General features: G+C 66.1%; 28 protein-coding genes and 1 pseudogene. 15 read left to right on the top strand and 14 right to left on the bottom strand.

Going from position 1 to position 22,576, the window contains the following annotated elements:
- Nucleotides 1-250: 250 nt before the first annotated feature.
- On the top strand, nt 251-1,723 hold the full coding sequence (locus AB0J95_RS24210; RefSeq protein ID WP_364761801.1) for an FAD-dependent oxidoreductase: 1,473 nt from the start codon (nt 251-253) through the stop codon (nt 1,721-1,723).
- Here AB0J95_RS24210 and AB0J95_RS24205 read toward each other — a convergent pair.
- Complete coding sequence (locus AB0J95_RS24205; protein WP_364761798.1) at nt 1,675-2,745, bottom strand: hypothetical protein; 1,071 nt, start codon at nt 2,743-2,745, stop codon at nt 1,675-1,677. The genes AB0J95_RS24210 and AB0J95_RS24205 overlap by 49 nt on opposite strands.
- 40 nt (nt 2,746-2,785) lie before the next feature.
- Nucleotides 2,786-3,358, bottom strand: coding sequence for a helix-turn-helix domain-containing protein (locus AB0J95_RS24200; RefSeq protein WP_364761795.1), 573 nt, complete (start codon nt 3,356-3,358; stop codon nt 2,786-2,788).
- 88 nt (nt 3,359-3,446) lie between these two features.
- Here AB0J95_RS24200 and AB0J95_RS24195 point away from each other — a divergent pair, with 88 nt between their 5' ends.
- On the top strand, nt 3,447-4,616 hold the full coding sequence (locus tag AB0J95_RS24195; protein WP_364761792.1) for a cytochrome P450: 1,170 nt from the start codon (nt 3,447-3,449) through the stop codon (nt 4,614-4,616).
- On the opposite strand, the gene AB0J95_RS24190 is transcribed toward AB0J95_RS24195, so the two are convergent.
- Nucleotides 4,583-5,992 carry a hypothetical protein gene (locus tag AB0J95_RS24190; protein ID WP_364761789.1) on the bottom strand — a complete coding sequence of 470 codons (1,410 nt, stop codon included), beginning with the start codon at nt 5,990-5,992 and terminating at the stop codon, nt 4,583-4,585. The genes AB0J95_RS24195 and AB0J95_RS24190 overlap by 34 nt on opposite strands.
- A gap of 109 nt (nt 5,993-6,101) precedes the next feature.
- The gene (locus AB0J95_RS24185) at nt 6,102-6,530 is read right to left on the bottom strand and encodes a nuclear transport factor 2 family protein (RefSeq protein WP_364761786.1); all 429 of its coding nucleotides are present in this window, start codon (nt 6,528-6,530) and stop codon (nt 6,102-6,104) included.
- A 51-nt stretch (nt 6,531-6,581) separates the two neighbouring features.
- Between AB0J95_RS24185 and AB0J95_RS24180 the strand changes: the two genes are divergently transcribed.
- From AB0J95_RS24180 to AB0J95_RS24170, 3 genes are all read left to right on the top strand, one after another.
- Nucleotides 6,582-7,229, top strand: a complete 648-nt coding sequence (locus AB0J95_RS24180) for a TetR family transcriptional regulator (protein WP_364761783.1) — start codon at nt 6,582-6,584, stop codon at nt 7,227-7,229.
- 25 nt (nt 7,230-7,254) lie between these two features.
- Complete coding sequence (locus AB0J95_RS24175; RefSeq protein WP_364761780.1) at nt 7,255-7,848, top strand: MarC family protein; 594 nt, start codon at nt 7,255-7,257, stop codon at nt 7,846-7,848.
- Between the two features lie 423 nt (nt 7,849-8,271).
- Nucleotides 8,272-9,438, top strand: coding sequence for a hypothetical protein (locus AB0J95_RS24170; protein WP_364761777.1), 1,167 nt, complete (start codon nt 8,272-8,274; stop codon nt 9,436-9,438).
- Nucleotides 9,439-9,466: 28 nt separating this feature from the next.
- Here AB0J95_RS24170 and AB0J95_RS24165 read toward each other — a convergent pair whose 3' ends face one another.
- Both AB0J95_RS24165 and AB0J95_RS24160 read right to left on the bottom strand, forming a co-directional pair.
- Nucleotides 9,467-9,913 (bottom strand): hypothetical protein, encoded by a 447-nt coding sequence (locus AB0J95_RS24165; RefSeq protein WP_364761774.1) that lies wholly within the window; start codon nt 9,911-9,913, stop codon nt 9,467-9,469.
- Nucleotides 9,910-10,248: a hypothetical protein gene (locus AB0J95_RS24160; RefSeq protein ID WP_364761771.1), complete on the bottom strand. Its 339-nt coding sequence runs from the start codon at nt 10,246-10,248 to the stop codon at nt 9,910-9,912. Before AB0J95_RS24160 ends, AB0J95_RS24165 begins: the two co-directional genes overlap by 4 nt.
- A gap of 871 nt (nt 10,249-11,119) precedes the next feature.
- Here AB0J95_RS24160 and AB0J95_RS24155 point away from each other — a divergent pair.
- From AB0J95_RS24155 to AB0J95_RS24135, 5 genes are read left to right on the top strand one after another with little or no spacing between them, the layout of a single operon-like run.
- Complete coding sequence (locus AB0J95_RS24155) at nt 11,120-11,479, top strand: hypothetical protein (protein ID WP_364761768.1); 360 nt, start codon at nt 11,120-11,122, stop codon at nt 11,477-11,479.
- 7 nt (nt 11,480-11,486) lie between these two features.
- Nucleotides 11,487-12,659 (top strand): PPE domain-containing protein, encoded by a 1,173-nt coding sequence (locus AB0J95_RS24150; protein WP_364761765.1) that lies wholly within the window; start codon nt 11,487-11,489, stop codon nt 12,657-12,659.
- A complete protein-coding gene (locus AB0J95_RS24145) occupies nt 12,656-12,949 on the top strand; it encodes a hypothetical protein (RefSeq protein WP_364761762.1) in 294 nt (97 codons plus the stop codon). Before AB0J95_RS24150 ends, AB0J95_RS24145 begins: the two co-directional genes overlap by 4 nt.
- Nucleotides 12,946-13,656 carry a hypothetical protein gene (locus AB0J95_RS24140; protein ID WP_364761759.1) on the top strand — a complete coding sequence of 237 codons (711 nt, stop codon included), beginning with the start codon at nt 12,946-12,948 and terminating at the stop codon, nt 13,654-13,656. The genes AB0J95_RS24145 and AB0J95_RS24140 overlap by 4 nt, the downstream gene beginning before the upstream one ends.
- Nucleotides 13,653-14,183, top strand: a complete 531-nt coding sequence (locus AB0J95_RS24135) for a hypothetical protein (protein WP_364761757.1) — start codon at nt 13,653-13,655, stop codon at nt 14,181-14,183. The genes AB0J95_RS24140 and AB0J95_RS24135 overlap by 4 nt, the downstream gene beginning before the upstream one ends.
- Here the strand turns inward: AB0J95_RS24135 and AB0J95_RS24130 are convergent.
- Nucleotides 14,158-14,913, bottom strand: a complete 756-nt coding sequence (locus AB0J95_RS24130; protein WP_364761754.1) for an AraC family transcriptional regulator — start codon at nt 14,911-14,913, stop codon at nt 14,158-14,160. The two genes, AB0J95_RS24135 and AB0J95_RS24130, sit on opposite strands and share 26 nt — an antisense overlap.
- Before the next feature lie 66 nt (nt 14,914-14,979).
- Here AB0J95_RS24130 and AB0J95_RS24125 point away from each other — a divergent pair, with 66 nt between their 5' ends.
- On the top strand, nt 14,980-15,753 hold the full coding sequence (locus AB0J95_RS24125; RefSeq protein WP_364761751.1) for an ESX secretion-associated protein EspG: 774 nt from the start codon (nt 14,980-14,982) through the stop codon (nt 15,751-15,753).
- A 65-nt stretch (nt 15,754-15,818) separates the two neighbouring features.
- Here AB0J95_RS24125 and AB0J95_RS24120 read toward each other — a convergent pair whose 3' ends face one another.
- The 6 genes and pseudogenes from AB0J95_RS24120 to AB0J95_RS24095 form a co-directional block, all read right to left on the bottom strand.
- Nucleotides 15,819-16,181, bottom strand: coding sequence for a hypothetical protein (locus tag AB0J95_RS24120; RefSeq protein ID WP_364761748.1), 363 nt, complete (start codon nt 16,179-16,181; stop codon nt 15,819-15,821).
- Nucleotides 16,181-16,468 carry a YbaB/EbfC family DNA-binding protein gene (locus tag AB0J95_RS24115; RefSeq protein WP_364761745.1) on the bottom strand — a complete coding sequence of 96 codons (288 nt, stop codon included), beginning with the start codon at nt 16,466-16,468 and terminating at the stop codon, nt 16,181-16,183. The genes AB0J95_RS24120 and AB0J95_RS24115 overlap by 1 nt, the downstream gene beginning before the upstream one ends.
- Nucleotides 16,465-17,484 (bottom strand): CHAP domain-containing protein, encoded by a 1,020-nt coding sequence (locus tag AB0J95_RS24110; protein WP_364761742.1) that lies wholly within the window; start codon nt 17,482-17,484, stop codon nt 16,465-16,467. The genes AB0J95_RS24115 and AB0J95_RS24110 overlap by 4 nt, the downstream gene beginning before the upstream one ends.
- Entirely contained in the window at nt 17,484-18,194 is a 711-nt protein-coding gene (locus tag AB0J95_RS24105) for a transglycosylase SLT domain-containing protein (protein WP_364761739.1), read from the bottom strand. The genes AB0J95_RS24110 and AB0J95_RS24105 overlap by 1 nt, the downstream gene beginning before the upstream one ends.
- 181 nt (nt 18,195-18,375) lie before the next feature.
- Nucleotides 18,376-18,516 (bottom strand): annotated as a pseudogene (locus tag AB0J95_RS24100) (IS3 family transposase); the annotation flags it as partial.
- A gap of 187 nt (nt 18,517-18,703) precedes the next feature.
- Nucleotides 18,704-19,285: a hypothetical protein gene (locus tag AB0J95_RS24095; RefSeq protein WP_364761736.1), complete on the bottom strand. Its 582-nt coding sequence runs from the start codon at nt 19,283-19,285 to the stop codon at nt 18,704-18,706.
- A 759-nt stretch (nt 19,286-20,044) separates the two neighbouring features.
- Between AB0J95_RS24095 and AB0J95_RS24090 the strand changes: the two genes are divergently transcribed.
- The 4 genes from AB0J95_RS24090 (at nt 20,045) to AB0J95_RS24075 (ending at nt 21,611) form a co-directional block, all read left to right on the top strand.
- Complete coding sequence (locus AB0J95_RS24090) at nt 20,045-20,356, top strand: transposase (protein ID WP_364761733.1); 312 nt, start codon at nt 20,045-20,047, stop codon at nt 20,354-20,356.
- Entirely contained in the window at nt 20,353-20,709 is a 357-nt protein-coding gene (locus AB0J95_RS24085) for an IS3 family transposase (protein WP_364761730.1), read from the top strand. Before AB0J95_RS24090 ends, AB0J95_RS24085 begins: the two co-directional genes overlap by 4 nt.
- Nucleotides 20,658-21,248 (top strand): IS3 family transposase, encoded by a 591-nt coding sequence (locus AB0J95_RS24080; protein ID WP_364761727.1) that lies wholly within the window; start codon nt 20,658-20,660, stop codon nt 21,246-21,248. Before AB0J95_RS24085 ends, AB0J95_RS24080 begins: the two co-directional genes overlap by 52 nt.
- Nucleotides 21,249-21,314: 66 nt before the next feature.
- Nucleotides 21,315-21,611 (top strand): hypothetical protein, encoded by a 297-nt coding sequence (locus AB0J95_RS24075; RefSeq protein ID WP_364761724.1) that lies wholly within the window; start codon nt 21,315-21,317, stop codon nt 21,609-21,611.
- 523 nt (nt 21,612-22,134) lie between these two features.
- Here the strand turns inward: AB0J95_RS24075 and AB0J95_RS24070 are convergent.
- Complete coding sequence (locus AB0J95_RS24070; RefSeq protein WP_364761721.1) at nt 22,135-22,515, bottom strand: hypothetical protein; 381 nt, start codon at nt 22,513-22,515, stop codon at nt 22,135-22,137.
- Between the last annotated feature and the right edge of the window lie 61 nt (nt 22,516-22,576).

The raw sequence follows: 22,576 nt of genomic DNA, 5'->3' as shown, positions 1-22,576 counted from the left end.
GCTTTCCCCAGAAGCCACAACACAATATGCGATCAGCGCCCACCCCGCGAACGGCCGGCCATCCTGACCGGCTTCGGTCCACAGTCGACAGTTGTCCGCGAGGAGGTCTTCGGTCGTGACTGCCTCCACGTTCGAGACCGAAGAGGAAGCCGTCATGCACCGGATCGCCGCCCAGATCAAGGCCGCCACGGTGTGGATCGGGAAGACAAGAGATCCCTTCACCCTCGGCTGACCCAGTAGCATTCACGGTGTGGAGACGGGCTCGGCGGGAACTCTGGCGGACGAGGAGCGGGACCGGGCCGACGCGCAGCCGGTGGTCCTGGGCGCGGGCGGCAGGAGTGCCGCGCTGGCCGGGGCCGGCATCGTGAACCTGGTGACAGCGCTGGAGTTGACGCGCAGTGGTTACGCGGTCACGGTGTATGACCAGGCCCCGGATCCGCGCGGCGACGCCCACTGGACCGCGTACGGGTGCACCCGCGGCGGCGGCGACGGCCGGATGTTCACCCTCACCGAAGCGGACAGCTACAACAGCCGCGCCTGGCCGGGAAAGGACCTGCTGACCCGGCCGATCTCGGACCGTGGCTGGCTGGTGGCCAAACCGGGCGACCTCACCGGCGCGGAACTGCGGTGGGCGGACGCCTTCCACCAGATCCCGCCGTGGCTCGCGGAGAGCTACAACGAGGACATCTTCGACGTCAACCGCGCCGCCGGAACGTTGTGGGACAAGCTCCGGACAACCGACCCGGGCCTGTTCACCGACACAACGGGTTACCGCGACGGCATTCTGCGTCTGTACACAGAGGACGATTACTACCAGTGGCACCTGGCCCGCAACAACCGCGTCGGCGCCACCCGCAGAGCTCTTACCGCGCAACAAGTTCGTTCAGGCTATCCCGCGCTCGCGGACGCCGAGTCGATCGCGGGCGGCATCGAGGTCGTCGGCTTCACCGTGAACATCCACAAGTTCGTGGCGAAACTCGTGAACCTTCTCGAAGCCGGAGGCGTCCAGTTCCATTGGCAGACAACGGTCACGTCCATCGAGTGGGACGGCGGCACAGCAACCGGCCTAAAGACGGACCAGGAGACCATCAGAGCCGACCACTATGTCGTCTCCCCGGGCGCGTATGGCGACGAGCTTCTCAACGGAACCGAGTCGCACGAACGAATCCAGGGCATGCTCGGCGTCTGGCTGACCGTGCCCAACGTCGAGCCGCGCCTGGACCACTCGGTGAAGATCGCCCGGAAAGGCCACCGCGCGGAGGAAACCAACGTCACTCTCGCCACGGACGAGAACGGTGACCCGGTCCTGGTCTGCGGGTCCGGGTACGGCTGGACGGGTCTGAACCCGGGCAACATCGACTCGGCCGAGCTGGACGTCCTCTTCGACGCCTTGGAAGACACCATCCGGCACTTCTTCCCGCAGGCGCACCAAGCCGCCAAGGACAACGGCACCTTGGACGCCAGCCGCCGGATGTGCGTGCGCCCGTGGACTTCCTCCTGCCTGGGCGTCTTCGAGACCAAACCGGCCCGCAACGGCGTGCTGGTCGTCACCGGCGGCCACAACACCGGCGGCTTCACCCAGTCGCCGGTGGTCGCCGAAGCCGTCCTGGCGGCCGTCCAAGGCCGGGAACACTTGATGCACAAGCGGTTCCACCCGCTGCGGTTGGACCGGTTCTACTCGACCGCGGGAACCGGCGCCACCAGCTTCAGGATCACGTCGTGATGGTTCTGCCCGTACTTGCTGCGGAACATCTCGTGCGCGATGTCGTGGTCGTCGGCGCCGGGTTCCACTGGTACCAGGGAAAACGACTCGGACCGCTGGGTCTCGCCCTTGGCGTTGCCGTTCTCGACCCGGACCGGCAGGCCGTCGATGCCGCTGCGCAGGTTGCCCGCCACGATCTCCCGGCCGCTGACGTAGATCTGGTCGTCGGTTGACACGAACCGCACCGGGTACGACCAGGCGTCGTCCTCGGCGTGCAGCATGATCTTGCGGAACTGCTCCAGCGTGCGCGTGCTGCGCGCCTCCCACAGCTCGTCGAACTTGGTGCCCACGAAGGTGCCCAGCTGCGCCTGCGGGCTGGTCTGGTACTGCGCCGCGTTCCACGAGGTCACGTTGACCGGGTAGAACGAGACGATCACGTGGTCGTCCACCCGGTACATCTGCACCGGTGGCAGCGCCGAGTACACGCGGATGTCCAGGTTGGCCTGCATCCAGTCGCGCAGGTCGCGCCGGAACTCGTGCAGGATCCGCAGGTTGTCGTTGATGTTGTCGACGACGTCGGTCTGCCGCAGCAGATCGTCCGCGCGCTGCTCGGCGGCCCGCGCGTCCGGGTCCAGCAACAGCATCCGCACCTCGACGCCTCGGTTGAGCGCGGCCCGCAAGGCGGTCAGGAACTGCTGCTGGTAGCCGCCCTGCAGCAGGTCGGTCCACAGCTCCAGGATCATCACGCGCTGCCGGGCGTCGGCCACCTGCTTGATGAACGCGCGATGGTCGAACCGTTCCAGCACGGCCTCGTTGGACCGCTCGGCGCGGCCCATGAACGGGGCGATCACGAACAGCACCACGATCGTGCCGATCAGGTCGGCGCCCAGGTTCAGGCTCAGGTTCGCGCCGTAGTCGCTCAGCGAGGTGGCGGACAGGAGCAGAACGACGACCACGACGGACAGCGCCGCCGCGATGAGCACGTAGTAGCGCCGGCGCTGTAAGTAGCCCCAGATGTAGCTGCGACGACGTCCATTCGCCACCAACGACTCCCCTGTTCGCCTGGCCGACGTCCAATCCTACTTAAGGGCCATCCAGCGGTGTCGCGGCCGACGGGCGCAGCCCGTCCAGCAGCAGACCCAGGCCGCGGTGCCAGGACGCGTCGATCCGCACCGTGCTGATCAGCATGAACAGCATCAGCCGGATGTCGTCGGCGGACAGGTCGTCGCGGACCACCCCGGCCGCCTGGGCGCGCTGCACTATCCGGGTGAAATCGTTGAAGTAGCGGTTCTTCAGGCCCTGGATCAGGATTTCCGGCTCACGCGCCGACTTGATCACGCGGTGCGCGGACGCGGCGATCTGCAGGGCCGCGTGCAGGCACTCGGCCATCGCGCGCCACGGGTCGTCGTCGACGAGGGCCTGCTCGATGACCGGTTCCACGCCTTCGGCGTAGCGCCATTCGAGCACGGCCAGCAGCAGGTCGTCCTTGCTGGGGAACCGGCGGTAGAGGGTGGCCACGCCGACCCCGGCGCGCCGGGCGATCTCCTCCATCGGGATGTCGGTGGCGCCGGTCTCGGTGAACGCCCGCCAGGCGGCGTGGACCAGCAACTCGGCGTTGCGCGCCGCGTCGGTCCGGAGCGGGCGTTGGGTCGTCACCGCAGCAAGGCTAACAGAGTGATAGGGAACTATCAGTTGTGCTACGGTGAATCGAGAGTCGGATCTCACTTATGGGGTGAAGTGCGTTATGACCGAGATTCCCCTGCACGTCCAGCGCGACGGGTTCGACCCGGTCGCCGGGCTCGTGCGGTTACGTGAAGAACGACCGGTGACCCCGGTTCAGCTGCCGTGGGGTGCGAAGGGCTGGCTGGTCACGCGCTATGACGACGTCCGGCAGGTGCTCGGCGACGCGGCCCGGTTCCGCAACGCGCCCGGCGACGACCGGCCGGTGCTGCGGCCAGGGCAGTCCGCCCGCAACGGTTTCCTGCTGCACTACGACCCACCGGACCACGGCACGCTGCGGCGGATGCTGACACCCGAGTTCACCGTCCGCCGGATCCGCAGGCTGCAGCCGCGGATCGAGGCCATCGTCGCCGACCACCTGGACGCGATGGAGGCCGGCGGGAACAGCGCGGACCTGGTGAAGGCGTTCGCCTTGCCGATCCCGTCGCTGGTGATCTGCGAGCTGCTGGGGGTGCCGTACGCCGACCGCGAGGAGTTCCAGCGCAACAGCTCGATCCGGCTGAACCTCGCGCGGCCGATGGACGAGCGGATCGCCGCGCTGGAGGCGTCGCACCGGTACATGGCCGAGCTGGTCGCCGAGCAGCGCAAGGACCCGGGCGAGGACATGATCGGCATGCTGGTGCGCGAGCACGGCGACGAGATCGACGACACCGAGCTGACCGGGATCGCCGACCTGCTGCTGATCGCCGGCCACGAGACCACCTCGAACATGCTGGCCCTGGGCACGATGACGCTGCTCAACCACCCGGACCAGGCCGATCTGGTGCGTTCCGGCGAACACGTCGACGACGCCGTCGAGGAACTCCTGCGCTACCTCGCGATCGTGCACACCGTCACCCCGCGCACCACCGCCGAGGAAGTTGTCCTTTCCGGGCAACGAATCCCGGCCGGCGAGGTCCTGCTGTGCTCCCTGCCCGCCGCCAACCGCGACCCCTCCGTCGCCGAAGACCCGGACACCTTCGACCTCTTCCGCAAAGTCTCCGCCCACATGGCCTTCGGCCACGGCATCCACCACTGCGTCGGCGCACCCCTGGCCCGCATGGAAATGCGCACCGCCTATCCCGCGCTGCTGCGACGGTTCCCGGCACTGCGCCTCGCGATTCCGTTTGAGGAAGTGCCCTTCCGCTCCTACAGCGTCGTCTACGGCGTGGAGTCCCTGCCCGTCACCTGGTGACCCAACCTGCTGGTGGTGAGGTCGATGGCAAGGCGGGTCAGTGATCCGTCCGCGAAGTCGTCCATCAGCACCAGCAGGCCCTGGGCGAACTTCTTGGGCGCGTTCTCGCGGACCCACGGGTAGAGCGTGTCGCGGAAGACCGGCTTGGTCTTGATCAGCTGGCCGTAGGCGCGGTTCTTGGCGCCCAGGACCAGGCCGTCCTTGGTGCCGGACGACTGCAGCTCCAACGCGATCTGGTCGGCGCCGGTGGCCTGGACCTTCATCGTGGCCAGCTTGTCCTTGATGACGTTCACGTCGTCGGTCTCGTAGGCCGACGTCCACGAGCCGTGGTAGTTGTCCTTGCGGACCATCAGCAGGCGGGTGTTGCCTGCCAGCAGGTCGCTGACGGTACGGGTGAGGTCGCCGATCCCGCCGCGGCGGATCGTGCTGGTGTCAAACGACTCCCGCACTACGTCCTCGACCTTGGCCGCGTTCGGCAACAGCCGGTGGTAGATGCCGTCGTCGCTGAACCGGATCACGGCGATCTCGGTGGGGTGCGCTTCCAGCCAGCGCAGGGTCTGGCTGAGGAACACGGCCAGCTCACAGCCGGGAACCACGCTGTGGATGTGGGCGAGGGCGTCTTCGCCGAGCGGAACCCCCGGGCGGAAGTCGAAGTACCGGATCCCCAAGTCCAGCAAGGTCTTCACGTCGTCCTTCTGGACGAACGCGGAGTTCACCACCGCGGTCGGGAGCAGGTCCAGCGCGCTGCCCATGGCGAGCAGGGCCGCGATCGCGGCGCCGACCGGTCCCAGCGGGATGAGCATGGCCGGCGCGATCGCCCCGCCCATCAACGCGTCGATGGTGGTGTGGATCGACTCGCCAGGCCCGTACATCCCGGCGTCGTGAGCGCCAGGGAGCGAGAACGTCGAGAAAGCACGGTCACGCAAACCAGGATGAGCGCCAACAAGCTCGCCCATCCAGTCGCTGTACACCGGGGTGACGGTGACATAGAGCAGATCGGACGCATGCTGGCCAGAAGTGTCGCCGAACCCATACGACACAGCGAGTTTGCCGCGCGGAGTGTCAACGAACCTGGTCGGGGTCTTGAAGGTGTCGGCGAGCGGACCGTCCGGAAGCTTGGGCCACTGGGTGTCGATGAGCTGAGTGACCCGGAACACTTCCGTTCCACAATGGACGGTCAGGTGCACCTCCCGGCTGGACTCGGTGAAGAACAACCCGCCCCGCTCCACCTCGACATGCCCATGCCCATAAGGCTGCACCCCCTCCAGAAACTCCTTACCCTCACCCCCATCCACGAACAACCGGACCTTGATCGGGTCGCCTGCGGCCGCCGGACCGTGCACAGCGCTGTAGAACTCGATCCCCTTGCTGGTCATGTGAATCCTCCCCTCGACCTTCAGCGTCGCGGGCATGGACCGAAAAGACCAGCCAATGCACCTGAATGGCGCAGTTGCCGTCAAGCTCACCAAGGACGTGCGTGCTGGCTCATGGCTTGGTGAAAAGTTCCTGGTCCTCCGGGATGGGGTCGCTGTGGCGGTGGATGATCTTCCATTCGCCGTGTTCGCGGCGGTAGATGTGGGTGGCGCGGCGGGTGTAGGTGGTGGGGGTGCCGTGGAGGGTGACGGTGTTGTGCTCGAAGCCGACGGTGTAGGCCAGGTCGCAGGAGGCATGCGCGGCGAGCATTTCGAAGCGGTAGTCCTTGGGGTCCTTGAAGGTTGAGGCGACCCAGTCGAAGGTGCGGGCGAGGTCGGTCCAGCCGGTGCGGGCGGGGATGGCGGCGCCGAACAGGCTGACGGGGTCGGTGTGCGACCAGAGCGCCTTGCGCGGCCCGGCGTCGCCGCCGTGGATCGCGCGTTCGGCGGCGAGCTGTTTCGGCAGCATCTCGGCGAGGAAGTTCTCGGTCTCGGATGTCATGGCGGACTCCGATACAGTGAGACTGGATTGAATACTGGTATAGTGCATCGAATGAGCGAGGGCGTCAAGCGCCGGTACGACTCGACCCGGCGTCAGGAGCAGGCGAAAGAGAACCGGCGGCGCATCCTGGCGGCCGCCGCCCGGTTGTTCGTCGAACGCGGCTACGGCAAGACCACGATCACGGACATCGCTGCTGCTGCCGGGGTGGCGCCCGAGACGGTCTACTCGGCGTTCCGCAACAAACCCACGCTGCTGCACCGCGCCTGGGACCTGGCCGTTGGTGGCGACGACGCCGATGTGGAACTGCTGGATCGCCCGGAAATGCGCGCGCTGCTGGACGAGCAGGACCTGCGGGCCCGCCTGGAGAAGCTGGCCGTGCTCAACACCGCGATCATGCGGCGCACCGCGGCCCTGCGTCTCGCCGTGCAGGGCGCCGCCGCGAGTGACCAGGCAGCGGCGGCGATGCTCGCCGAAATCGACCGGCAACGACTCGAGGGCATGGCCGTCCACGCCCACACCGCCGCGAAAACGGGACAGCTCGTGGTGTCCGAAGAGGACTGCCGGGACGTTTTGTGGTCCACAACGGACGGAACGCTGTGGCACCGGCTCGTCCGGGAACGCGGCTGGACCGACGAGCAGTACGCGGCCTGGCTGGGCACCGTGTGGGTGTCCACTTTGGCCGGTCGAATGGCGGGGTGACCGGCCCGGCTCGATCATGGCGGTCATGACCTTTGTGGAGGCGTTCAGCATCCTCGTCACCGTCGTCGGGCCGCCGAAGATCCTGCTCGCGTTCCTGGTGGACACCGACGGCGCCGACTCCCGCCGCCGCTGGCGGGTGGCGCTGACCTCGACGGTGATCGCGATCTGCACGGGCCTGTTCGTGGTCGCGGCCGGCCGGCTGCTGATCCACCTGTTCCACATCAGCTCCGGCGCGTTGATGCTGGCCAGCGGGGTGATCCTGTTCGTGCACGCGCTGGACCTCGTCCTGGGCCGCAAGCAGGAGCCGCACCACGACCCGACCGGCGGCACGCACGAGCTGGCCACCGCGTTCTACGCCAACCCCGTGGCCGTGGCGTACCTGTTCCTGATGGCCGAGGCGAGCACCTGGTCGACCGGGCTCGTGCTCGCGGGCGCGTATGTCGCCGTGATCGCCCTCGACTTCGTGGCCATCGCCGTGCTCGGCATCCTGATGCGGTACGTGCGGATGACCTACGCGTGGGTGCTCGTGCGCATCCTCGGCGTGCTGCTCGCCGGCCTCGGCGTCGACCTGATCATCACCGGCCTGGAGGACCTGCACATCATCGGCGAAGTGAGCTGACCCCAGAGACTCACCCTAGGGCGATCGACCCCGGTCCGGGCACCCCCGCCCGCATCGAGGCCTGGCCGTCTCAAGCAGCGGCTGATCGCCGCGGCCCTGCCGCTGGCCGACCGGTCAGCTTTCGCAAGTCCTTCGCGCACGCGCTCAACAGCAAGTAGTCATCGGTCCGCCATGACGGCGGCCGCGACAAGCAGTCCACTTCACCACCTTCGCAGCCTCGACTGCCAACCCGGCGACCTCCTCGCTGGGAACCCGAGGTTCACGGGTAGTGACCGCCGCTCCATTCGCTTACGGGCAGGTACACCCACACATACCTGCGATGTGCGCAGTGCGCGAGGAACTCCTGCGCCGTCAGCGCGATTTCCGCCAGCATCGGTGTGAAAGGCGCTGACACACCACGGATTCGTGGGTCAACGTTGAGATGTGCCCCAGTCACTGGATCAGTTCGCTGGACATCTTTTGATCCAATGCCGCCCGTCCCAGGCCCTGGCCGCCGCCGAAGTCGCGAAGGCACGGCACACCGGCCTCGTCATCACCGGGCGGTCATCGGAGGACACCGTTCGTCATCTGCGGGCGCAAGGGTTCGATGGTCTCGTTCTGTGCGACGCCGACCGGTATTCCGGGACGAAACGAATCCCCGGACGACGCGGCATTCACCCGGCATGGTGCCGGCGGCAACACGATCTCGGCCTGGCCGCCCTCACTGACTCCGGCTACCTGGAGCCGCGCGACTGGATCGGGCTGCGCACGATTCTGCGCGCTGCCGGAGGGCATCGGGCACCGGTCGTGGCCATGCTGCCGATGGCGGCGCGGTGGTTCGCCACATCAGCTGTGTGTGATGCGATCTCCCGTGAGATCAACAAATACGAAGTGCCGGTGGCGTTCGCCATCGAGCACTCCAGCGATCCGTTCGGTGTGCAGTACCTGCTTCGCGGGTTCCTCCACGTGCTGCGGAAGGTCGCGGTGCCAGTTCTGTTGCTGCGCTGCGATATTTCCGCGTTGGGAGCGCTTTGCCATGGTGCACATGCCGCCGCGATCGGCACGATCAGCGCTCTCCGGCATTTCTATCCCACCCTCGCTCGTGGCCGTTCACCGAGCCCGGGCCTTTCGGCCTTCGTGTCAGCATTGCTCAGCTACCACAAACTTGAGACGTGCCAACGAGTCTTCGAAGAAACCAGCGACATGGCCCAACTGTGGACATGTGACTGCCCGGTCTGCGACGGCGATACACCCGGCCGGCTGGCTGAGGCCGTCGAGGCTGGCGTTGCCGTATTCCAGCACTCGTTGTATGCGCAACTCGGGCTGCATGCCGAGATCTTCCGCATTGCGCGTACCCACGAGGAGTACGTCAGCATCTGGCACGAAACTTGTAGCCACGCACTGTATGTCCACGAACAGGTAGCTGCGGTCACCGAGCCCTGGCGCATGCCGCTCAACCTGAAGAGCTGGTTCAAGGTCACCGACGATCCGCTTTTCCGTGCGATCATTCCTCACCAGTCCGTGGGCGACGGGACTGCTGCCGCGCACGTCTCTTCCCGGCGCGAGGATGCGCCGGGAAGAGAAGAGGTCAGCGGCAGAGATGGGCCGTGAACAGATTCGGTCGGCGCTGGACCGGAAGTCAGAACACTTGGTTGATGTCAGACTGCGGGGTGTTGAGATCGCAGTACGAGTAGAGCTCGGTTCGTTTGTCGTCGGTGTCTCGCGGAATGTTCTGCAACGGCACGATCCAGGTGCTGCGACTGCCTGGTGCGCATGATGGGGTCGAGGGCGACTGCTGTGGGCTGGCAGCCGCATTGCCCTTGCCGTCAGGGGGGACGAGGTCGCCTCCGACGATCTTCCCGGCCGCGTCGCGGAACACCACGGCGGTGCGGCGGCTCGACAACGCACGGCAGTTGCCTGAACTCTCCTTGTACCGGACGGTGTTCGCTGGCGGGGACACATTGACGCGGCTGGTGGACTCATAGGTGTCTGTCACCGCGGTGAACCCGCCTAGGGCGCCGTTGGGCAGCCAGGTCGTTGTTTGCACGTCGATGTCGGCCGAGATCACCTTGTTCGTCTCATTCACGTTGACGAGCGGGGACCCAGCTCGTCGCGACCAAAGTGGTCCGGACGGCGCATCGCATGATCCACCCCACCACGGACACGGTCGCAGGTACCGATCGCATCCCCGTAGTCGGCCGAGATCACCGGGAAGTCGGCCTTCGCGACCTTCTCCAGTTCGTACAAGTCGACGCCGAATTCTTTACCTTGATGAACCAATGTTCGATCCTCCCCCTGCACCGCCACCCTGGCGTAGCGGCTCTCGCGCACCGATAGTAGCCGTGCGGTCACCGGCTGTCTGGACCATGGCGAAGCCGAGCTGAAGGCGCGGGCCCACCGCGCCGCGATACGCTCGCGCAAAGCTGTTCACATTTCCACTCTCGAAGCCCTCCACTGCAACGCGGGGATCCCTTCAGTCCAGTTGTGATTGGCCCACTTGGCGTCGTAGGACTGGAGTTCCTTGCGGGCAACGCTGAGGATTCAGGTCGAGCGCGACTGACCAGCCGCCGTGGTCGACAAGCCGTCCAATTGCGGTTGTTCACATCATCGGGTCGACGATGCTTCCACGCCGCCAGCTTCGACCTGCCTACCAGCAGGAAACGAGGTCGACGAAGCCGAGCCATCGGCTGACCTCGTCCGCGGCCGGCATCAGTTCGTAGGCGTGGTGAAGACACGCCTGGCAGAGCCCGGCTCAAGCCACGGCTGCACGGTCGGCAGTCTCATCACCGCGCAGTATCTTGCTCACGATGACCTTGGACTGTCCCCAACGAGACATAGCTCGGTGAAATGCCCGGTGCAGGATCCTGGCACCGTGACGCCAGCACCATGGACTCCCGACCGGGGAGTCTAGAGCTTGCTGCACAGTGGACGAGAGAACCTGACGCCTCCACGAGATTCCTGCGGCGAGCCGTGACGGGCGAACCGAGTCATCGCGATTGCCTTGCCATGTACTGAAAAGGTTTCCGACACCGCACAAAGCGGCTGCGACGACTGACCAATCCATGTGCTGGGTCTGTGGCCAGATGGAGGTCGAGGCTCATGGCCGCGGCGAACGTTGCGGCCATGAGCCTCGACCTCTCAACGAAGAGTTCGAAGACAATGACTCGGGAAATATGACACTGTGACAACAAGCGTGGCGTGGGTGGGAGTCACTTCGACTTGATCGTCTTGACCATTTGTGCAGTGTTTGTGTCTGGATGTGTATCGGTCGGTGGTTGTGGTGGTCCGGTGGGTGAAGATGACGGGCATGGAAGACGCTGGGGATGAGGCCGACCGGATCGAGTTGGATCCTGGGGAGCTCAACTGGGCTGAGCAGGAGTTGGCGGCTCGTTACGATGAACTGGCCGGCTACTTGTCGAGCGCCAGAGAACTGGGTGGCGGACTCCAGGACGGAACGAGCCCGGTGACACGGCCGATGGGACGGGCGTTCGGGTTGCGCGGCGGAGTGGGCATGGGCGGAGTTCAGGTCGCCTTGCAGGGGTATCTCACCGAGTTGGCCGCTTTGCGCGAGGCAATCCGTCAAGTGCGCGAGTCCCACGTCAACAATGAGCAGCAAACCGCAGGGGTCATGCGTTCGCAGTACGAAGAATGAGGCAGTAGTGCATTTGGAGACCATCGAGAACTCCCGGGGCCGGTTCAAGCCGCATCCGAAACGCCGTGTGACCCCACGTGACCTTAGGATCAAGGAGGGACGGAACCACAACTGGCGTGACGACGACGTGTTCGCCACGATCAATTGGCGGGTCTACGAACACCGCGAACTCTGGGACATGATCCAGTCCGCGACGCCGGGCCAGCTGGGTGGTATGGCTGATCGTTGGAAGGTCGTCAGTGATGGGGTGGGGTCGGCAACCTCCGCCGTCCGCAAGATCGTCGAACGGTTGGGGCAATCGTGGCGGGGTCCATCCGCCGCGGAGGCGACAGCCTCCGTGTCGGCTTTGGCCAACTGGGCGTCAGGTGCGAGCGAGCGGGCACAAAGTGTCGGCCAGGGACTCCACATCTACACAACGGCGGTTGAACGCGCCAAGCACACGATGCCTGAGCCGGTGCATTACTACGCGGAGCGCTGGTTCCGTGAGGGGTACAACGTCACGACGCTTGATGGCCCGAACGGCCTCTACATGCTCAAAGCCCTGCTGGACGACCATCTTCCGACCAAGCACGAGGCCAAGGAGGCCCAGGAGAAGGCCATCCTGGTAATGAAGGAGTACGAGGCGACCAGCCGAGGCGTGCACAGCGGCCTCCCAGAGCCGTTCGATGCTCCTCCGCCCGCCACAGCCGTACAGCCCGAACCGCCCCAGATACCACCCGGTGGGGACGGTGGACGCGAGCAGTATCCCCATCCCCTGCCACCTGCTCCGGTGCCTGTCACCACCCCCATTTCAGGCACCGGAGTGGGTGACACCACTACAGCGGCCATGGCGACGCTGAATCCGGGCTATCCAGCTGGTCAACCCTCCGGGCCGGGTCCAGGCCCGGGGCCGAACTCCGCCTATGGTGCCGGGCCGGGCGTTGGCGGCGTGGCCGCCGGCGGGATCGTTGGGCGCGGCCCGGCCGGCGGTTTCGGGATCGGGCCGGGCGGTGCGCGAGGCGGCGCTGGGTCGGTCGGAGCGGCCGGTGCCCGAGGTGGCGGTTCAGGATCGTCCGCCTACTCGCCCTTTGGCGGCGCCGCCGCCGACGAGAAGGACGGGGAGCACAAGAACCGGTACTGCAAAGGCATCGACCTCATGGACGACCTGCCGCCGGCGTTCCCGTCCGTGCTGGGCGAATGACCGGCTACCAGGCGGATCCGGTCGAGATGGCCGCGGCGGCGGCGCGGCTGGCCGATTCGGCTGACGAGGTACGTGCCGCGGCCGCCGCTCTCGGCGAGGGCGTGCGAGGTGACCTCGGCCCTGGCGGGATCACGGCGGCGGCCGATCAACTGATCTCGGTCTGGGCTGCCAGAATGCGGGCTGCGTCAACGGATCTGGCAGCCGCGGGGCAGGACATTCGCACAAGTGGTGACTTGTACGCCGGAGCCGAGGAAGTGGCGGCCGCCGGACTGCGACTGGACCTGCCATGACGCGGTATCAAGGGCTGGGCTTCGATCCGGTGCCCGGCAGCCCGGACGCCGTGATGGCCGCGAGCGAACGCTGTACTCACGCTGTAGGCGCGCTTCCCGCGTTCCGCCACGACACGGACACCTGGTGGACCGGCGCCGCGGGAGAGGCGTTCGCCGGCCGCATGCGAGGTCTGCCGGGCCGGCTGACCGAGGTGCGTCAGGTATTGAGCGCCATGGCCGAGGTGCTCGACGAATGGGCGGCCACCTTGCTGGCCAACCAGCGACGAGCCGAGCATCTCGACCAGCGTGCGTTGCGACTGCGCGGTGCGATCCGTACCACGTCGGACGACGTCGGCACCGAGATCATCACCGCCCAGCTCAACTCCGGCCCTGACGCTGAGCAAAGGCGCCGAGACGCCGTTACACAGCACGAGAGTCTGCTCCGCGAGCTTGACGCGGTGCTCAAGGAAGCACGAACGTTGGAGCGCGACCACCTCACGGCGGCCCGACGTGTCGCCGAACGGTTGCGCGCACTCGACACCGGCGGCGTGGAAGCCGCCGCACAGATTCATGATCGGGCGGAGTTGTTCGACAGTGTGATGTCGGCTGTCGCCGCGCAGTCCGGGTTCGCCGGTGACCTTGCCGGCTTGCTTTTCGGCAGGCGTGGCGCCCGAACGGAACCGGCCCGTGGTGCGGCCGCCGCGTTCGTATCGGCGTTGGTGCCGTGAAACTGGCAGCTGTTCGGGGCGTTACGACCGTATCGCTGCGTTCGGTTCAGGACACGACCACGGAGCTGCTCGCCGTCCTTACGCGCGTGGTGGGCAACGATCCCACGCTCGAAGTCACGGCCAGCCAAGCGGCCGAGGTCGCCCATCGACAGGACGCCGCACTGGTGGCCGTGGTCGAGCATCCTGACGCCGACCCGGGCATCCTGGTCGGTGCCGTGATCGCGGCCGGTACGCGGATGGACGCCGAGACCGTCGAAGAAATGCGTTACCACCTCGCGGATACGAACGAGACGAGCCTTCGTGAGGTGACGCAAGCGCAAACACCCAAGGGCCATCCTGTTGTGATCATCGAACGAATACTGCTCACCGGTGCGCAGCTGCAGGCCATCGTCACGGATCCGGCAAGTTCCCGGGCCGCGGTGTTCACCCTGCACTCACCGACCGGGCGAGGCTGGCTGGAGCTGGCGGCGGTCGCCGGTCATGTCGTGTCCGGTGTGGAGTTCACCGCGCCTGCTCGCGTTCTCTGAAATCGCGGGGTGTCTCCCCGACGACTTTGCGGAACGTACGGGAGAAGTGCGTGGCGTTGGCGAACCCGCAGTCCTTGGCGATCTCGGCGATGCCACGGGCTGCCTGGGCCGGGTCGGCCAGCAGGGTTTTGGCCAGCTCGATGCGCATCCTCTTGATCCGCTCGGACACTCCCTGACCGTCGTCGAAAAGCTGGTAGAGCCGTCGCCGCGAGATGAACAGGGCGCCGGCGATCCGGTCCGCATCCAGCGACGGCTCGGACAGGTGCGTCCGGATATAGTCCACAGCTTCACGACGGCGCGCGGCCAACGCGTCGACACGATCCAACTCGGCCCGCAAAGCGCTGCGCAGCACCAATTCCGCGAGTCCGAGCAGATGATGGCCGACACCGCGGGGATCCAACGCGCCGGCGGCCGAGATGACGTGGGCCACCGCGTTGGTGAACAACGTACGCAGCGGCGGCGAGACGTGAACCGGTTGGAACATCAGCGGATGCAGCTCGGCGAAGCCGACGGACAGCCGAGCCGCGGCAACGGTCAGCAGCACGACATCTCCCGAACATGCCCGCAGGGCGCAGTCGCCGAAGCTCAGGTTCGCGCCGCGCGGCACCGGACACCGCATCACCAGCTGAATCCGGTCCGGAACCGCAGTGGTGCCGGTGATCGCGGCTTTCACCGCGTCGGCGCCGGACGCACGGACGATCAGGAATCCAGTTGCGACTTGTTGTTCCATTCCGGCTGCCTGTCGGGTCGATTGGCGCTAGCGTGCCGTGTCGGCACCTAGCCGAGGGAGGATCGCATGGCACGGCGAACGAGTACAGCCAGGGGTGTGGTGTTGTCGCACCTGGAGTTCGACCTACTCTGGGAAGACTTCAGCGACAACGAACCGCCGTATCCGCTGGAGGTGCCGTCACATGGTGCAACCATGCCGGAACGCGATGAGCTGGGCGGCGATGTGTACGAGGCGTTGCAGCGGGCCGGAATCGCGGACGAGACGGACGTCGACCCGGCCGTGGCGGATCTGCTGAACCTTCTCGACCGTCCTACCAGGTCAGTCGACGCACTGGTGCTCGGGGACAAGGCCAGGCGGGTCCTGGGTGCGTCCAAAGGGGACAGTGGCGTGCTCGCGGTGCTCGACGACGCGGAGCTGCTCCTCGAGCCCGTCCGCGTCACCGAACTGGTCACTGGGGTCATGTCAGTCATCGGTGATCTGCCGGGCGGACCGGGCGAACCGGTCCGGCTGCCCCGTGAGGCACTGACGGCCGCGATGGATGCCTACGCCCACAACGGCTACGACAGCTTCGAGCGGACCTTGGCTGGTGCCGGCGTCACCGGTCGCGCCGTCCGGCCGCTGGCCACCCTGGTCGAGTCGGTCCGGACCGGCGCCGGACAGATTGCGGCGAACGGCCCGGCCGGCCGGTCGCCCATCCTGAGCTGGTACGACACTCAAGCCGGCCGATACGTCGTGACCATTGAGGACGTCGGCGGCGAACGCCTGGCCACCGTGGGTCCGGCCAACGGCACCTGGATGTCCCGCAGGGTCACGGCGATGCTCACGCAGGTCAGCCACTGACCCCTGCATGCAAACACCCGTCGGCCGTTGGCTCACTGCTGAGTTCGTCGTCATTTGTTTCCTGGTCAGGATATTTGCCATGTCCGTGGCGGCCAGTCGTCTTCAGATGTGGCTTCCGGCCGCGCGGGAGCGGTGAGAGCCGCCTTGGCCAGCGTGCCGCTGACGTTGGCCAGAGCGGCGACGCCTTCGGCCAGGGCTGCGTTCGCGGCGGCCGTGGTGAGGCGGCGGATCAGCGCGGACAACTCCGCAGGGGCCAGGCGCATGGCCTGCTCGGCGACGTCCAAGTCGACCAGTTTGCCGTTGACGTCCACGGTCACCCGCACGCCGTCGTCCTCGGCCTGTTCGCGCAGCCGTGCCAGGACTGGCGCCACCGATTCGGACATACCGTCAGCGGCCGTGATGAGCTCGTCGACCGTCCGTTCCTCCATCAGAGCCTCCAGGTTTCCGGCGTCGTCGAGGAGGCCTGCTCTGCCAGTTCCGCATCGAGGCCGATACCCAGGGCGTCGAGGTGAGCATCGTCCAGGCCAGACTTCCTGGTGGCGCGCAGGGTGGCCGCTGCCGTGGCCTGGTTGACCAGGGCAAGAATCGCGGCGGCCAGCCTACGTCCGCCGAGACGCATCGATCGTGGGGTCAGCGTGAGGTCGACCAGGCCACCGCCAGGGCCGACCGTCACGGTGATCTCCGCGTTGCTGTCGCGTGCGGTTGCGGTGATCACGGGTGCACACCTCCGTAGAAGGTCGAGGGGCTCAGTACGTGTGTGTTGCGTCGTACCTGGTCGCCGGAGTTGCCTTCGATCAACGTGACGTGGTTGCCGTGCACCTTCTCGACGATCCCGATGTGCTTGCTGGTCGACGGGCTCTCCGGGCCGGTGCCGAACAGCAGCACGTCACCGGGTTTCGCCTGATTGAGCTGGTTGCGGCCGTACGCCTTGCCGTGCTGCTGGCCCCAGCGGTAGACCGCGCCGGTGAACGGCAGGAGCGGGATGTTCATCCCGGCCTTGCGCCACATGGCTGTGGCGAACGAGGAACACCACGGCGCGGTCGGCCCATATGGGTTGCGGTTGCTTCCCGGCGGATTCTCCTTGGTGCCCAGCTCTTTACGCGCCGCGTCGAGGATGTGCTGCACACGGGTACCGCCGCCGGGTAAGCGCTTGACGTGGACATCGGCGACGCCGTCGTGCTCGACTTCTTTTTCCAAGGCGCGCAGTTTGCCGGCCGCGTCGGTGAGTTCGGCGCGCACGCGCTTGAGGTTCGCTGCGGATTCCTTGACGTACCGCGGCGCCACCTTGTCGGCGACGGTCGCGACCGCGTTCACGAAGGCGGCCTGCGCACCGGCGCGATGCATCTTCACACCGGCGTCCAAGATCCGGGACGCGTTGGTGAGATACTCGTCGATCAGCCGCTGCGTCGCCGCCTGCGCGCTGGACAATGCGGCCGTCACGTCGGCGACGATCTTCTCGGCCTGACGGCTTGCGGACCCGGTTACTCGCAACTGCCGCCCGAGGCGGGCCGAACGCCGCTCGAACCCGTCCGCACCATGGCCTTTCCAGTGGCTCAGCACCTCGGCCACCTCGTTGGCGTGTGCGTCACGCTGCTCATCGAGGACGGCCGCGGTCTGGTGGAAGGCGAACTGCACCGCGACCGCGTCGTCGGCCTTGCCGGCCAGCTTGTGGTAGTGCTCGAACAAATCCGGCGCCAGTTCCCGCGCCATGTCCCGGACGTTTTGGTCCATTATGGATTCCTTTGGCCGAACCGAGCGGCGGCGTCGTTTTCCTGATCCCGGTAGGCGGTGGCCGCTTTGGCGGTCGAGGTCGCCAGGGCGTCGGCGTTCGTGGCGACTTCCCTGACCTGACGCGACAAAGCCGCACCGAAGTGGTCGAGCGCGGCGGCGAAACCGGACTCCTCGCCGATCTTGCCGAAGCTGCCGTCAGTGACATCCCTTATGTGCTGTAGATGCTTCGTGGTTGCGGTGCCCAATTCGTCCGCGACGCGCTTGGTGCGCCGCACGAATCCGTGCAGTAAGCCCGGGTCGACCTGATAGCCCACGTGGGATCCAGGCTTGTGGGTGTGTGGGCGTGTCGATCGAACCGCCTGACGAGCTTGGGAAAGGTACTTCGTGTAGGTGCCGTTGGTGTACGTGGACCATGGTGTCCACGACTTCCCGTCCTGGGAGATGGAGTTCGCCACCCTGGCGTTGACCGCCGGGTCAAACAGCTCGTCGTTCGAGCGCAGATGGTACTGACCACGGCGTTCCGGCCCCAACGCGCCCAACATGTTGATCTGCCACAGGCCGTACGAGTTGTCCGGCGGGGTCGCGTTGTGCGCCTTGGGATCCCCGCCGGACTCCGCCAGCGCGACGGCCACCGCGACAGTCAGCCCATCGTCCTTAAACCCCGCGTGCCGCGCGTACTGGGCGATTTGTTCGGCACTCAACTTGCTCATGCCGGAAGCCTCACCCATGACCTGCTTACATCAGTAGCACCCGTGCACAGATGGGCGACCACAGTGCACAACCAGGCACATGCCACTGTGGACCGGCTGCGCCACGCAGCGACGCGTTAGCACCGTGACCGCGACGATGGGCCTGACCCGTTTTGGCGGACATCTTGATGTTGCCCCGGTTTCACGGGCTCGTTGGTGAGGAGATCAGGTTCGACGGGTGGGTGGTGATTTCGAACTCTAGCGGGCTCATCCAATCCAGGGCGGAGTTTCTGCGGCGGCGGTTGCAGAACCCTTCGATGTACTCGAAGATCGCGTTCGCGAGTTCGACTCGGGTTCGCTAGCGTTGCCGGTCGAGCAGTTACGGAAGCCGCCAGTGCCTAGTCCGCCTTGCGCGGCAGCGACTCCAGCAGTTCCCACGAGAGCGCCGGCTGCTGCCGTGATGTTGCTGACAGTGCGGGAGACATGCCGCCATAGGTGATTTGAGGGCTTGGGCGAGGGGCGTTGTTGGATCAGGCGCATGGCCGTGCCTCCGATGCGGTGGTCGGCGGGAGGTCGTCGTCAGCCTGAAGACCGGATTGCTGATCCCCTTTGGACACAGGCTTCGCTTTACCAATTGCCACAACGGTGGCCACGCGGTCGACGAGGGCGTCAGCGGGGTCACTGTCGATGCGGTCTTCTTGCAGCCACGCGGCGAGCCGCAGCTCGGCCCGTCGCCGCGCCTTGTATGCAGCCCAATCACCCATCCCGTGCTCGACGGCCCACCGCTTGATCCGCACGGACTCCAGCCGTGTGGTCCCGATCAGGTCCGCTTCGGTCGTCGTGAGGATTCCCTCGGCCACGGCCCGGGCGAGCACGAAGTCCGGGTGGCCCCACACAACCGGCTGCGCGTACTCGCCGGCGCTGTGGTTCTTGGCGGCCAACGCGTCGACCAGTACTGCGTAGCCAGCGCGGTATGCGGCCCACCGCAACCGCAACACAATCCGCGGGCGATCAACATCGATGCGGCACAACGCTTCCAGAAAGCCTCGCAGGATCTCAGCGCACAGATCTTCCCGGTCGCCAGGGCATCGTCGTCCCAACGCTGCATCCACCGACACCAACGCCGGTAGCGCAACCCCCGCTGCGCCGACCGTCCAAGCCCCACCGTCCAACCGAGACCGTTCGACCAGCCACGACCACACCGCATCCGATGTTCCGACAGGACACCGCCGGGTCAGCAGCAGGTCCCTGACCTCGTCGAGTGGCACCATGCGATCCGGCAGACCTGGGAGCAGGCTTCCATCGATGGCAAGTGGCTCGGGTCCGGTCACCAGCAAGGCAAACGTGTCGCGAAGTACATCCAACGAGTTGGTGGGGTGGTGACGTCGTGGCGGCAGCTGGGCGGTCATGCGCATGCCTTTCGGGTCGGCAGAGCGAACATGACCTCAAGGCAACGCGTTGACGACTAAGGAACTTCTTTCGCCGGAACTAAGGCATTCCGGCCCCACTTGTGATGTGACCACGATTGTCGCGAAGTGCTTATGGAACAAACTAATTTTCGTTCGGATGTGTGCTCGTGGACGTAGGGATCCAACTGTTCCGGTCTCATTTTGACGACGAACCGGCACAGCGGCTGGAGCGGCGGGCCTCGGCCACGACGTATAGGACATGACCGCAGGGTCGCGGACGGACGGATGAACGGAGTGTGAGGAGTGGGCGCACCCAGTGGACAGCAACCTGGCAGTTCGGACGCGCAGATCATCGCGACGTATCAAGCACTCATGGCTCGGTACAACTCGGCGAACTGGGCCTGACCCGTTTTGACGGACATCACTGATCAGGGGTGCGAGCTTCTGGGAAGGGTGTTCATCATGGAGCCTGTGGGTAAGAAGAAGCGGCGGGCGCGGCGGGTGTTTGAGCCGGGGTTCAAGGCCGAGATCGTGGAGATGTGTCAGCGTGGGGACCGGTCGGTGGGGCAGGTCGCGCGGGATTTCGACCTGACCGAGACCGCGGTGCGGGCGTGGGTCAAGCAGGCCGAGTTGGATGCCGGGACGCGGTCCGATGGGCTGACCACGGCCGAGCAGCAGGAGTTGGCGGCGTTGCGGGCGGAGAACCGCCGGCTGCGGGAGGACAACGAGATCCTCAAGCGGGCCACGGCTTTCTTCGCCCGGGAGACCCGGTGAACGTGTATCCGTTCATCGAGGCGGAGAAGCGCAGCATCACCGGCAACGTCAAGCGTGCGTGTGAGCTGCTGGAGGTCTCCCGTGCCGCCTACTACACGCATCGCGCCGGTGAGGTCTCGCAGCGGGCCTGTGACGACGTCGTGCTGAGCGAGCGGATCACCGCGATCCACGCCGAGTCGAAGGGCACGTATGGGGCGCCTCGGGTGCATGCTGAGCTGGCCGCGGCCGGTTGGCGGTGTTCGCGTAAACGGGTCGCCCGGTTGATGCGCCAGGCAGAGCTGGCGGGCAAGACGCCGAAGCGGTGGCGCACGACGACCGTGCCGGACCCGGCCGCAACCCTCCGGAGGATCTGATCCGCCGGGATTTCGCTTGTGCGGCAACGGATCTCAACAGTCGCTGGTGTGGTGATATCACCTACATTCACACGTGGGAGGGCTGGTTGTACCTGGCGACGGTGATCGATCTGGGCTCCCGGCGGGTAGTGGGCTGGGCGACCGCGGATCACCTGCGGACCGATCTGGTCGAGCATGCTCTGCGGTCCGCGATCACCCAGCGCCAGCCGGGACCGGGCGTGATTTTCCACTCCGACAGGGGCTGTCAATACACCTCCGGCCAGTACGCCCGGCTCGCCCGGGACACCGGGGTGCGGCTGTCGGTCGGCCGCAAGGGACAGTGCTGGGACAACGCGGTGGCCGAGTCGTTCTTCGCCACGATCAAGACTGAACTGCTCGACCGGCAACCGTGGCCGACGAAAGCCATGGCGCACAAGGCAATCTTCGAATATGTGGAAGGGTGGTACAACACCCGGCGGCGGCATTCCAGCCTCGGCTACCTCAGCCCAGCCGCCTACGAAGCAACCACGGATCCCGCTACCGAGCGTGCGGTAGCCTGACCACATATCGACCTTGTCTGTCGAATCGGGTCAATCCCAAACACAACACGCTGGCAGACCCTTGCGTTGGGGCTGACCGCGCAGGGTTTCGTGGTGGGGGCCGCAAGTCAGGTGCAGGAGACTCGCCTCACGTCCGCGGTCATACTCGCCCTGGTCATCGTCTTCATCGGCCTGGCGACGGTCGTCACTGGTAAACGGTTCGAACTGATCGCCCTTGCCGACCGGCACATGCTCGACGCTTATGAGGCGAGGTTGCTCCAGGGCACAAACGAGGAACTCCGTCTCCATCACGCCCTGAGCACCAGCAAACGGGGACAGGCGATGTTGCGCGGCCGGTTTCTCGATGAGTATGAGGGCCGGTAGGACCCCACGATGTTCAGTCGGGATCCAGCGCCGCGCAGTGCAGGGCACAGCCGCCGAGCCACCGACGCGCATGAGAGGCATGTCGGCGGGGTGGCGGTCAGAAACTGGCCGCTGGGCCTGGCGATTTGGGGCAACGGCACCGGCCAGGGCACCACGTCGGCAGCAAGCGTGTCGCCACAGACCTGACAGCACGGGGTGAGCGGCGCCATTCGACTTCACCTGGTCCGCCGCATACCGGACATGTTGTGTCGACCGAGAACGTCCTACGTGGGAAGGATTTCGAGGTCTCGGATTCGCACCGGGGGCAGATGTTGAAACCGAGCCAACGCCTGCGCACCCGCTGCGCCACCACCCGAAAAGGACGAGGATGTCTCAACCCCGCATAACTTCGAAGAGCCGGCAAGCATCGATGCCTCCCGCGTCGGAGACATCGCTGAAGCCGTGCACTACGGCCGGCCTGGCCGTGCGCGCATTAGTGGGTAAAGGAAATGGTGCCCCACCCGGGACACCATTTCCTCAGGCGTCAGCAGTTCACGTACCGGATTCCAAAAAACGGTGGCGTCCATTTGGTGGACACCTCAAGGCACCGCCCGTTGGGCGGGTTCGACGTAATGTAGGACATGATGATCGGGACGACCACCGAGCACGCGGGCGCGAGCCAGCCCGGCGCGATCGCGTTGCACAACGCCGTGAGAGCGATCGGGCCACCGGTCGTGGCGACATCATAGATGGTCTGGGTGGTCTCCTTGCTGAACGTAAAGGAGGACTGGATCGTGATGCCGTCCGGAGCAGTGGAGGACACCTGGAGCTGATCGCCGACCGCTTGGACGGCGATCGTCCCGCCCTGGGCCTGTGGTGCGGCCTGCGCCTGCACGCTCAGCCCGAACAACGAGGCCACGACCATGGCCGCCATTCCGAGCCGCGCTGCGATTCTGTTTAACCTTGACACAAATTCCCCTTTCTCC

It is taken from the genome of Actinocrispum sp. NPDC049592, from assembly GCF_040675465.1.
Lineage (GTDB): Bacteria > Actinomycetota > Actinomycetes > Mycobacteriales > Pseudonocardiaceae > Kibdelosporangium.
Note: the sequence above shows the minus strand (reverse complement) of the source record. Positions and strands in the feature narration are given on the sequence as shown.

Bases quoted from the DNA above. Each gene is read 5' to 3' on its own strand.
- AB0J95_RS24175 (WP_364761780.1), top strand. From the start codon at position 7,255: ATGACCTTTGTGGAGGCGTTCAGCATCCTCGTCACCGTCGTCGGGCCG.
- AB0J95_RS24120 (WP_364761748.1), bottom strand. From the start codon at position 16,181: ATGGAGGAACGGACGGTCGACGAGCTCATCACGGCCGCTGACGGTATG.
- AB0J95_RS24195 (WP_364761792.1), top strand. From the start codon at position 3,447: ATGACCGAGATTCCCCTGCACGTCCAGCGCGACGGGTTCGACCCGGTC.
- AB0J95_RS24070 (WP_364761721.1), bottom strand. From the start codon at position 22,515: ATGGTCGTGGCCTCGTTGTTCGGGCTGAGCGTGCAGGCGCAGGCCGCA.
- AB0J95_RS24185 (WP_364761786.1), bottom strand. From the start codon at position 6,530: ATGACATCCGAGACCGAGAACTTCCTCGCCGAGATGCTGCCGAAACAG.
- AB0J95_RS24090 (WP_364761733.1), top strand. From the start codon at position 20,045: ATGGAGCCTGTGGGTAAGAAGAAGCGGCGGGCGCGGCGGGTGTTTGAG.
- AB0J95_RS24180 (WP_364761783.1), top strand. From the start codon at position 6,582: ATGAGCGAGGGCGTCAAGCGCCGGTACGACTCGACCCGGCGTCAGGAG.
- AB0J95_RS24130 (WP_364761754.1), bottom strand. From the start codon at position 14,913: ATGGAACAACAAGTCGCAACTGGATTCCTGATCGTCCGTGCGTCCGGC.
- AB0J95_RS24125 (WP_364761751.1), top strand. From the start codon at position 14,980: ATGGCACGGCGAACGAGTACAGCCAGGGGTGTGGTGTTGTCGCACCTG.
- AB0J95_RS24190 (WP_364761789.1), bottom strand. From the start codon at position 5,992: ATGACCAGCAAGGGGATCGAGTTCTACAGCGCTGTGCACGGTCCGGCG.
- AB0J95_RS24140 (WP_364761759.1), top strand. From the start codon at position 12,946: ATGACGCGGTATCAAGGGCTGGGCTTCGATCCGGTGCCCGGCAGCCCG.
- AB0J95_RS24145 (WP_364761762.1), top strand. From the start codon at position 12,656: ATGACCGGCTACCAGGCGGATCCGGTCGAGATGGCCGCGGCGGCGGCG.
- AB0J95_RS24110 (WP_364761742.1), bottom strand. From the start codon at position 17,484: ATGGACCAAAACGTCCGGGACATGGCGCGGGAACTGGCGCCGGATTTG.
- AB0J95_RS24105 (WP_364761739.1), bottom strand. From the start codon at position 18,194: ATGAGCAAGTTGAGTGCCGAACAAATCGCCCAGTACGCGCGGCACGCG.